The sequence below is a fragment of the Mesorhizobium sp. M8A.F.Ca.ET.021.01.1.1 genome (assembly GCF_003998025.1).
GTDB lineage: Bacteria > Pseudomonadota > Alphaproteobacteria > Rhizobiales > Rhizobiaceae > Mesorhizobium.
In genome coordinates this window covers 1-10,289 of sequence record NZ_RZSJ01000181.1, presented here as the reverse complement: position 1 = coordinate 10,289, position 10,289 = coordinate 1, and the positions used below count along the sequence as shown (strand labels likewise).

8 protein-coding genes are annotated in these 10,289 nt (G+C 65.4%); 7 read left to right on the top strand and 1 reads right to left on the bottom strand.

The features are described from left to right. Positions 1-1,087 (bottom strand): DUF1972 domain-containing protein (locus EOA36_RS16190; RefSeq protein WP_145969188.1); only part of this gene is annotated, 1,087 nt, incomplete at its 3' end. Positions 1,088-1,519: 432 nt separating this feature from the next. On the opposite strand from EOA36_RS16190, the gene EOA36_RS16185 reads away from it, so the two are divergent. From EOA36_RS16185 to EOA36_RS16155, 7 genes are all read left to right on the top strand, one after another. Further along, the gene (locus EOA36_RS16185; RefSeq protein WP_127278494.1) at positions 1,520-2,689 is read left to right on the top strand and encodes a glycosyltransferase family 4 protein; all 1,170 of its coding nucleotides are present in this window, start codon (positions 1,520-1,522) and stop codon (positions 2,687-2,689) included. Beyond that, positions 2,686-3,987 carry a hypothetical protein gene (locus tag EOA36_RS16180; protein WP_189524131.1) on the top strand — a complete coding sequence of 434 codons (1,302 nt, stop codon included), beginning with the start codon at positions 2,686-2,688 and terminating at the stop codon, positions 3,985-3,987. The genes EOA36_RS16185 and EOA36_RS16180 overlap by 4 nt, the downstream gene beginning before the upstream one ends. Positions 3,988-3,996: 9 nt before the next feature. Beyond that, complete coding sequence (locus tag EOA36_RS16175; protein ID WP_127278492.1) at positions 3,997-5,217, top strand: GNAT family N-acetyltransferase; 1,221 nt, start codon at positions 3,997-3,999, stop codon at positions 5,215-5,217. Positions 5,218-5,251: 34 nt separating this feature from the next. Then, positions 5,252-6,475 (top strand): GNAT family N-acetyltransferase, encoded by a 1,224-nt coding sequence (locus EOA36_RS16170; protein WP_127278491.1) that lies wholly within the window; start codon positions 5,252-5,254, stop codon positions 6,473-6,475. Between the two features lie 109 nt (positions 6,476-6,584). Then, on the top strand, positions 6,585-6,809 hold the full coding sequence (locus EOA36_RS16165) for a hypothetical protein (protein WP_127278490.1): 225 nt from the start codon (positions 6,585-6,587) through the stop codon (positions 6,807-6,809). A 41-nt stretch (positions 6,810-6,850) separates the two neighbouring features. Continuing rightward, complete coding sequence (gene ligD, locus EOA36_RS16160; RefSeq protein ID WP_127278489.1) at positions 6,851-9,349, top strand: DNA ligase D; 2,499 nt, start codon at positions 6,851-6,853, stop codon at positions 9,347-9,349. Positions 9,350-9,697: 348 nt separating this feature from the next. Next, positions 9,698-10,289: Ku protein (locus EOA36_RS16155; RefSeq protein WP_127278488.1), on the top strand; the 592-nt coding region annotated here is incomplete at its 3' end.

The window sequence follows — 10,289 nt, the reverse complement described above, 5'->3', positions numbered from 1 at the left end:
AGGCAAGCAGGACATCGTCCCAGCGGAAGACTTCGTTGGCGCGGGCCCTGGCGGCCGCGCCGCAGGCCCTGACCAGGGCGTCATCCTCCATCGCCTGCCGCATCCGCTCGGCGCAGCTGCGCGCATCGGTGAAATAGATGGCGGCCGCGCCCGCGGTCCATCTGTTGTAGGGGTTGTCGTGCGCGATCACCATGTTGCCGGCCGCCAGCGCCTCGACCAGCGACGGGTTGGTGCCACCGACCGTGTGGCCATGCAGATAGGCGCGCGCGTGAAAACGCAGCGCCTTCACCGCCGCCTGGTCGTAAATGGCGCCGGGCAGCACCACCGAGGCATTGGCTGCGTCGCGGACGGCGACATGATAGGGAATTTCAGGGGAGAGCGTGCCCAGAACCACCAGCTTCATGTCGCGCTTCTGGCTGCAGAAGGCCTCGACGATGGGCAGGATGTTGTTGTCGGGCTCGATGCGCGCGATCGAGATCAGGTATTTGCCCGGCTCGAGGCCGAGCGCGCGCACCGGCGCCTCCGGCGCCGATGTCACCGGGTCGGCGCCATAGGTGATGGTGGCTATGGCGCTGCGCGGCCGGCGTGTCGCCAGGTGATCCGCGATCACCGGATGGTCGGCGACCAGACGGTGCGAGGCCCAGGCGCCGATCCACTCGTTGAGCCAGAACCATGTGCGCGCCGCCACACCCCATTTGGGCCGGCGCCACTCGATGCCGTCCATGTTGGTGATGATCTTGCGCCGCATCAGCCTCAGCCAGGTCAGGAAGACAGCGCCATTATAGCCGAGCACCAGGCAGACGCCGGGCCGACGGGCGGCGTCGAGCACGCATTGCCAGTCGAATTCCAGCGTCGCGCGCGGGCCCTTCGAGGCGACCTGGACATGGATCAGATCGATGCCTTTCCAGGTGTCGACGCGCACTCTCCGGTCGACCCGCTCGACCTCCTCCTGGCAGTAGACGCCGACCTTCCAGCCGCGCCCGACAAGAAACAGCGCCAGCTTCTCGGCGAAGGTCTCAAAGCCGCCATGGGCCGCGGGAATGCCGCGCGTCCCAAGGATCAGGATGGTGGGCGTTTCCGGTCTCATGGCTGCTGGCGCTTTCAAATCCGCTCGATTCCGCAATGCGAGGCTGTTCCAATCCCGAAACCGCTGCCTGGCGATATCCATACCAGAGTCGGGGTTCGCTCATTATCGCACCGGGGTTGTAAAATATTTCTTCCGGCCGCCGGCGCTGTTTCACTATCGGTCAACCTTCCATGCGTATGTATCGAAACGAGGCATTGCCGGGACCTGGCGGCCGGAAGACGGTCAAACCAGGCCCGGCACGATCCTTGCTCGTGGACTTCTGCGCGCCAGAATCGGCGGAGGGCGTGCAGCATTGGAGTGGTGATCCGGATCTCATCCGTTTCATGGCAACCAGTGGAGTCCAAAGGGGGTGTTGGACTTGAAGTTTCCTGTCGCTGATGCCGTCAGGCGGCGGAATCGTACACCACCCCTGACAGAAAGATGCATGTGAAGATGCGGATTGCCTGCATCCATCAGGGCTATGAACTCTATGGCTCCGACCGCAGCTTCGCGGAGAGCGTGGCCGCGTTGCGCGCCGCGTTTCCGTCAGCCGACATCGAAGTGGTCCTGCCGCGCGGCGGACCGATCGTGCAGATCCTCGAACCGCATGCGACCCGGATCGTCTTCGAGCCGCTCTGGGTGCTGAGGCGCCAGGCCATTGCGCGCCTTGCCACCATCGAGATGGCGCGGCTGCCGGTCGCGGTGCTGAGGGCCTGGCGGCGGCTCAGGGATTGCGATCTCACCTATGTCAACACCTCGATCGTGGCCGACTATGCGCTGGCCGCCCGCCTTCTGCCCGATAAGGCCGTGCTGCACATCCATGAAATTCCCGAAGGCGCCATGCGCAGGATCCTTGTCGGCCTGATGCACTGGAGCCGTGCCGATCTCATCTTCAACTCGCGCGCCACCCGCGCCGCGTTCGGCGAGCCCCGATCCGCGCGCTCCCATGTGGTCTATAACGGCGTTGCCGGCCCGCCGGCGGCCGAAGCGATGACCTATGACGGCAAGCGTCCGCTCAAGGTGCTGCTGCTTGGCCGCATCAACAGGATCAAGGGCCAGGAAGTGCTTCTGGAGGCGATCGCCTCGCTGCCGGCGGACCTCAGGTCGAGGGTCGAGGTGCGGCTGGTCGGCGGCGCCTTCGAAAGCGTCGAGCGCGAGCGCGCGCTTGCCGAACTGGTCGACGGTATGGGGCTCAGCGGACGCGTCAGCGTGCTGCCCTTCATTCCCGACCCGTCCGAGCATTATCGCTGGGCCGATATCGTCACAGTGCCGTCGCGGCGTCCCGAATCGCTCGGCCGCGTCGCCATCGAAGCGATGGCCTATGGCCGGCCGCCGCTGGTGTCGGCGATCGGCGGGCTGGTCGAGGTGGTCGCGGACGGCGAAACCGGCTGGCATGTTCCGCCCGGCGATGCCGCCGCGCTCGCCGGCAAACTCGAGGAAATCATCCTGCGGCCCGAGGCCTGGCGCTCCTTTGTCGCCGCCGGGCGGGCGCGCTACGAGGCGGTCTTCAGTGAGCCGGTCGCGGCGGCGGCGATCGCGGCCATAGCCACGGACAAGCTGAAGGCAACCATCGCCAAGCCGAGCCGGACGGCAACCGCGCGCCAGGCGGAGACACGGCCGTGAAACTGCCTGGCCATCTGGTGCGGCGCCTGGTGCTGATGATCGGCGGCGAGGCGATGCAGAGCGGCTTCCACTTCGCCCTCAACATCGCGCTGCTGCACATGCTGTCGGCGCAAGGCTACGGTCTCTTCGCCATCGGCATGGTGATGGGCGGCGTCGGCCTGTCCTACATCAGGTCGCTCACCGCCGTTCCTGCCTCGATCTGGATGGGCAAGAGCACCAACAGCGCTGGCGTCAACGCCTATGACGTGGCCTTCGGGACGGCGGCGCTGGTCGTCGCGCTGCTGATGGCCGTCGGCACGGCGGTGGTGATGCGTCTTTTGGGCGATCCCAGCGGAATTGCCGCCGGCTGCTTCGTCGGGGCCTGGTCGCTGCGCAGCCACATGCGCACGGCCTTCTTCGCGCGCCGCCAGCAGGTGATCGTCTCCATCAGCGACGCCGCCTTCACCATCGCCGGCACCGTCATGGCCGGCCTGGCGATCTGGATGGCCGGGGACATGCTGCAGACCGTGTTCTACGCGCTCGCGGCGGCCAATCTGTTCGGCATCTTCGTCCTGGTCCGGCTGGCGCGCCGCACGATGCGCATCAGCTTCCGCATGCCGACGCGGCGGCGCTATGCAAGGCTCTGGGCCCAGCTCTGCTGGTCGGCATTCAGCGCCACCACCACCAACATCCAGGGCCAATGCCTGGCGCTGCTGGTCGCGGGCATTGCCGGGCCGGCCGCCTACGCGCCGCTGGCGGCGGTGATCGTGCTGTTCGCGCCGCTGCGCATCAGCAGCCTTGCCTTCGTGAACATGACGCAGCCGGAACTCGCCAAGCTGATGCGCAACAACGAGACGCGCCGTGTCTGGGCGCAGGCAAAGCTGTGGGCCCTCGTCATGGGGCTCGGCGCGGTGGCCTATGGATGCGCCATCCTGTTCGTCCTGCCGATGATAAAATCGCAGGCTCTCCAGAATGCGTCGGTGGAGTTCATCGGGCTTTTCGTGATCGCGAATTTCATCCCCATCATGCTCTACATCATGCCCCGCATCGTGCTGGAGATCATGGGCGACTTCCGCATCGTCGCGTTCATCACCTTGGGCGGGGCCATCGTCGGGCTGGCGTTGATCGCGATCCTGCTGGCGGTCGCGTCTCCGCCCTGGTCGCTGGCTGGTTCCGCGCTCTCCGAGATCTTCGTGCTCGTGGCATCGTGGTATTTCGTGCATCACCGCATGTGGAACATCGAACATCCGGACCAGCAGCGCGACAGCCGGCTGGGTTCGTGGCGGCGGGCGGTTTCGTTCGCCGCGGTAAGACGGTAGGAGAGGGACGTGTCAGGCCAGGCATTGCAAGTTGCCGCGGTGACCGACCTGCCCGGCGGGCAGGTTCCGCACCCCGCCGCCATCGCCGCCAATGACGCCTATACGGCGAAACTGCACACCAGCCTCGAGACGGTCAGGCCGCTCTGGCTGCGCCTGCAGGCGCAGGGTGTGTGCACCGGCCACCAGAATTTCGCCTGGGCCGAAGGGATCGTCGCGCGGCTGCTGCCGGAAAGCGCTGAACTCCTCGTCGTCGAGGTGGGCGACGCCGCGACGGGCGAACCCAGAATGCTTGTGCCGCTGATGCGGCGCAGGGCGTTCCACCATTGGGTGGTGGAATGGTTGAGCTGTGGCGTCTGCGACTATGCGGCGCCGCTGCTGGCCGATGCCAGCCCGTGGAGCAGGCAATCCGCGCAGGCTGCGTGGGCGGCGGTGCGCTCGGCGCTGCCGCCGTCGGACCGTGTCCACATCGTGGGAATTCCGCGACAGATCCACGGCGTCGCCAATCCGCTGGCCTTGCTGCCAGCCACGCGCGATTCCATGCAGACCACGTTCGGCCTCGCCATCGACGGCGACCCGCAAACAGTCCTCAAGCGTCTTTGCAGGCCGTCCTTCGTCAAGGAATTCGGCAAGGACTGGCGTCGCCTCGAACGGCTTGGCGGGGTCGAGCTGGTCGAGGCCGGCGCGCCGGCCGAGCTCGAGCGCATCTTCGGTGAACTGGTGCGGATGCGGCTCGACCGCTTTCGCGAGCTTGGCCGCTTCGATTTGCTGACGCAGGAGAAGATCGTCGATTTCTACCGGAACGCGGCCGTTCAGGGCCTGTTGGACGGTTCCGTGCGGCTTTTCGGGCTGCTCGTCGGCGAGGCTCTGATCGCGGTTCAATATCTCCTGGTTCATCAAGGGACTGTTCATGCTCTGCTGATAGCAATGGACCAGGGCGTCGTGCCCAATGTCTCGCCGGGGCTTGCAATCATGGGCAGGTTGATCGGCTGGGCGCGCGAACAGGGCTTTGGGTATTTCGACCTCTCCGTCGGCAACCAGAGCTACAAGGAACATATGGGCGCCAAGGGTTCGGTATTGGTCGAACTCCGCCATGGGTTCACGATGCGGGGCAGTGTGGCCAATGCCGCCATCGAGTTCCGCAGGCGGGCCGAGGCGTTCGTGCGCTCCAACCCAAGGCTGCTCAAAGCGGTCCAGGGAACGATGCGGGGTTTGCGGCGCTTGCGTGGTTGATGCCGGGGCGGGCCAGAACGGATAGGAGAAGCATGTGGCAAGCCTGGCAGTGCAGCCGGCCGCGGCGGCGGATGCACCGGTACAACCAGTTTCTCCGATCAGAGCCGGCATTGACGTCGGCGCCCACTATACGGCGCGGCTGCACACCAGCTTCGACACCATAAGGCAGCTCTGGCAGCGCCTCGAGGAAACCGGCCTGTGCACCGGCCACCAGGGCCTTGCCTGGGTGGAAGGGATCGCCAGCCGGCTGATGCCCAAAAGTGCCGATCTGCTCGTCGTCGAAGTCAACGACGCCGCCACGGGCGCGCCTGTCATGCTGCTGCCGCTGATGCGGCGCCGGGCGCTCGGCCACCATGTGATCGAATGGCTGAGCTGCGGCGTGTGCGATTATTCGGCGCCGCTGCTGGCCGATGCCAGGCTTTGGACCACGCAAAGCGCCGACGCCGCCTGGGCCGCGGTCCGCGTCGTGCTGCCGCCGGCCGACCGCATCCACGTGGCGGGAATCCCGCGACAGATCCACGGCGTCGCCAACCCGCTGGCGCTGCTTTCGGCGGCGCGCGACTCCATCCAGATCGCCTCGGGCCTGGTCATGGATGGCGAGCCGGAAACGCTGATCAAGCGTATCTGCAAAAAGTCCTTCACCAAGCATTTCTACAAGCACTGCCGCCGCTTCGAACAGCTCGGCGGCCTCGCACTGGTCGAAGCCGAGACGCCTGACATGATCGAGGAGCAGTTCGGAACGCTGCTGGACCTCAGGCTCAACCGCTTTCGCGAGCTCGGCCGCTTCGACCTCCTGACGCAGGCGCCGATCGTCGAGTTCTACCGCAATGCCGCCCTGCAGGGGCTTTCCGACGGCTCGGTGCGGCTGTTCGGGCTGCGCGTCGGTCAAGCCTATCTCGCCGTGATCTACGTGCTGGTCATGAAGGGCACCTTGCACGCCCTGCTGCTCGGGATCGACCAGGAGGCGGTGCCCAACGTCTCGCCGGGCCTGACCACGATCGGCAAGCTGATGATATGGGGGCGGGGGCAAGGGCTCGGCTATTTCGACCTTTCGGTCGGCAGCCAGGGATACAAGCAGCATATCGGCGCGGCGAGCTCGGTGCTGGCCGAATTGTGCGAGCCGATGACGCTGAAGGGCAGGGGCTCGACCGCCTATATCAGGCTGCGCGGCAAGACCGAGCTTTTCGTGCGCTCCAAGCCGCGGCTTTACAAGGCCGTGCAGGGCGTGATGCGCCGTTTGCGGCGGTTGAAGACCTGAAGGGCGCCCGAGAAATTGACAGGGCCGCGCGTCTCCGCCATCCTTGGGGCCAGTCGCCAGGCGGCCAAGAGCGGCCGAGTTCCGTGTCAGGCGACCGAGGGCGAAGCGCATGTCCACTGCCGTGAACAGCCAGAACTCCAAGCGCGCCGCGGTGCGCAAGGCGCTCGACCGCCACAAGGTCTACATCACGGCGCAGAGTTTCTCGGGCGGCACCTACAGTGCGCGCGTGCTGGTCGACGGCGAGGCCTATTGGGTCGACGAATTCCGCTTGAGCCAGTTGCAGCAGGGGCTGTCGCCGGCCGAGCTTGAGCTGACGCCGGCGATTGACGATTGAGACGCTTGTTTGCTGTTGCCACGCGCTTCGATCTCTGACCGATGGCCAGCCCTCCCAAGCTCAAGACCTACCGCGCCAAGCGCGAATTCTCCAAGACGCCCGAACCCGCCGGCGGCCTGATCGTCGGCGACGGCAATCGCTTCGTCGTCCACAAGCACCACGCCACGGCGGATCATTACGATCTGCGCCTGCAGGTCGGCGATGTCCTGAAAAGCTGGGCGGTGCCGCGTGGGCCTTCGCTCAACCCGGCCGACAAAAGACTGGCGGTGGAGACCGAGGACCATCCGCTCGAATATATCGATTTCGAGGGCGTCATCCCCGAGGGCGAATATGGCGGCGGGCCGATGATCGTCTGGGATACCGGCAGCTGGGCGCCGATGGACGATGTCGACAAAAGCCTGCGCACCGGCGCCTTCAAGTTCCGGCTGGCCGGCGAAAAGCTCAATGGCGGCTGGATGCTGACCCGGCTGAAGCCCAAGCCCGGCGAGGACGAGAACAAGAAGAACTGGCTCTTGTTCAAGGAGCGCGACCTCGCCGCCGACACGGCGTTGGACATTCTCGAAGCGCGGCCGGACAGCGTCAAATCCGGATTGCGCATCGAGGAGTTGGTGGCACCGCCGAAGCCGGTCGCCAAGTCCGCGCCAAAGCCTGGTTCGCTGAAGCCGGGCGAGCTGCCCGGCGCGGCCAAGGCGCCGGCGCTCAGCCGTATCGAGCCGCAACTGGCGACCCAGGTGCCGAAGCCGCCGGGCGGCGAAAGCCCTGCCGAGAATACGAACGAGCTGTGGCTGCACGAGATCAAATTCGACGGCTACCGCACCATGGCGCATGTCGCCAATGGGGAGGTGCGGCTGATCACCCGTGGCGGCATCGACTGGACGAAGCGCTATGGCGACCTGGCCGGTGCGTTCGCCAAGCTGCCGTGCCGCGAGGCGATCATCGACGGCGAGATCGTCGTGCTCGACGCCAAGGGCATTTCCCGCTTCGCGCTGCTGCAGGACGCGCTGGCGAGTGGCGCCGGCAGCAAGCTGCATCTCTACGCCTTCGATCTGCTGCATCTCGACGGCTGGGACCTGATGAAAGTGCCGCTCATCCGGCGCAAGGCGCTGCTGGCCGAGCTGCTTGGCGGGCTCGGCGCCAATTCCGCGATCCAGTTTTCCGACCATGTCGAGGGTTCGGGGCAGGGGCTTTTTGATCAAGCTTCGGATATGGGGCTGGAAGGCGTCGTCTCAAAACGGGCGACCGCCATCTACCAGAGCGGGCGCACCAAGAGCTGGACCAAGACCAAGGCGCTAAAGAGCGAAGACTTCGTCATTGCCGGCTACACCGTCTCCGACGCGGCGGAAGGGCTGGCAGCCCTTGGCATGGCCGAATGGGAGGATGGCGAACTGCACTATCGCGGCAAGGTCGGCACCGGCTTCGACCGCGAGACGGCCGCCGATCTCCTGGCGCGGCTGGAGCCGCTGACATCAGGCGCCTCGGTGCCCGAAGGGGTGCCGCGCGAAATCATGCGCGAGATGCACTGGGTGAAACCGTTGTTCTCGGCGCGCGTCCACTATGCCAACCGCACGGCGGACAATGCGCTGCGCCACGGGGTGTTCAGGGGCCTCAGGGATGTCGGCCTGTCGACGCCGGTGTCGACCAAGCGCAAGCGCCTGATCTCGGAGGCCGATCTGGCGACCATCTGGGTGACCAATCCGACGCGGCGTCTGTTCGGCAAGACCGGCCCGACCAAGCTCGACATCGCCGTCTATTACGCGCTGGTCGGCGACTTCATGCTGCCGCATATCCTTGGCCGCCCGGTGTCGCTGGTGCGCTGCCCGACCGGCCTGCCCAAGGACTGCTTCTTCCAGCGCCACGCCTTCACCGGCATGCCGCCTTCGGTGGTGACGTTCCAGGCGACCAATTCCGAGGGAGAGACCAAGTCCTATCTCTCGGTCGAGGGCGCCAAGGGCTATCTGGCACTGGCGCAGTTCGGTGTCGTCGAATTCCACACCTGGGGCACACACCGCACCAGCCTCGACAAGCCCGACCAGATCGTCTTCGACCTAGATCCGGGCGAGGGGATTTCCTGGCGCGAGGTGGTCGAGGCCGCCGTCCACATCAAGAGCGAGCTGGAGGGGCTGGGGCTGGTGCCGTTTGCCAAGACCTCCGGCGGCAGCGGCATCCACATCACCGTGCCGGTGACGGGCAAGCAGAACTGGAAGAAGCTGCACCAGGCAACCAGCGCCATATCAACGCATCTGGCGGCGACCGCGCCCGACACCTTCACCACCACCATGGGCAAGGAAAACCGCAAGCGGCGCATCTTCATCGACTATCACCGCAACGCGCGCGGCCACACCTCGGCGGCGCCATACTCGCTGCGGGCGCGCACCAATCTGCCGGCCTCGACGCCGGTGAGCTGGAGCGACCTGGAGGCGATCGATGCGCCGCAGGATTTGAATTATGCCTCGCTGCCGGGGTTGCTGGAGACATCGGGCGATCCGTGGGCGGATATCGATGAGTTTGCGAGGGATTTGCCGGTGTTTGGCCATGTGTAAGCCGGAAGCGTCGGCGCAATCCCTACACTTCGTCATCCTAGGGTCTTCGCGACGTCGCTTCGCGACTGCTCCGCCCTAGGATGACGAAGCACCAAGTCCTCTCAGTTCCATCTCCATCGACGCTTCCGACAATTTGAATTATTCTCTTCCCTTGACCCAAAACCCGCCGGAAGGTTTCGTCAGGGATTTGCCGGTATTGTGCGGGGTCGGTGTAGGATTTCCTCGGCGTCGATCGTCCTTCGGACGAAAAGCGCTGCAGAGAGCATGATCCCGAAAAGCGGAAACCGGTTTTCGGATAAGATCATGCTCAAGCTAAAATGTCAGCGCATGGCCGCGTAGGAGTTCATCATGGCGCCCAGGGCAAGTTGGAAAGGTTACCTCAAGCTCAGTCTCGTCAGCTGTCCGGTGCGGCTATATCCCGCCACCAGCGCCAGCGAACGCATCTCGTTCAACCAGCTGCACAAGAAGACCCACAACCGCATCAACATGAAGCCGGTCGATCCCGAACTGGGGCTCGTCGAGCGGGCGGATCTGGTCAAGGGCTACGAGTACGAGGACAAGCAGTACATCATCATCGATGACACCGACCTCGACGCGGTGCGCATCGAATCCAACCATACGATGAACATCGAGGCCTTCGTCGACGAGGACGAGGTCGACGTCATCTACCAGGACGCGCCCTATTACATGGCGCCGGACGGGGCCATGGCGGAAGAGACCTTCGCGGTGCTGCGCGAGGCCATGCGCAAATCCGGCAAGCTCGCCATCGCCCGGCTGGTGCTGTCCAGCCGCGAACGCGTGGTGACGATCGGCGCGCGCGAGAACGGCATGTTCGTGTGCACGTTGAGGAACCCGAACGAAGTGCGCGGCACGGCTGAATATTTCGGCAACATTCCGGCCGGCAAACCGGACCCGGAAATGCTGCAGCTTGCCGAAGCTG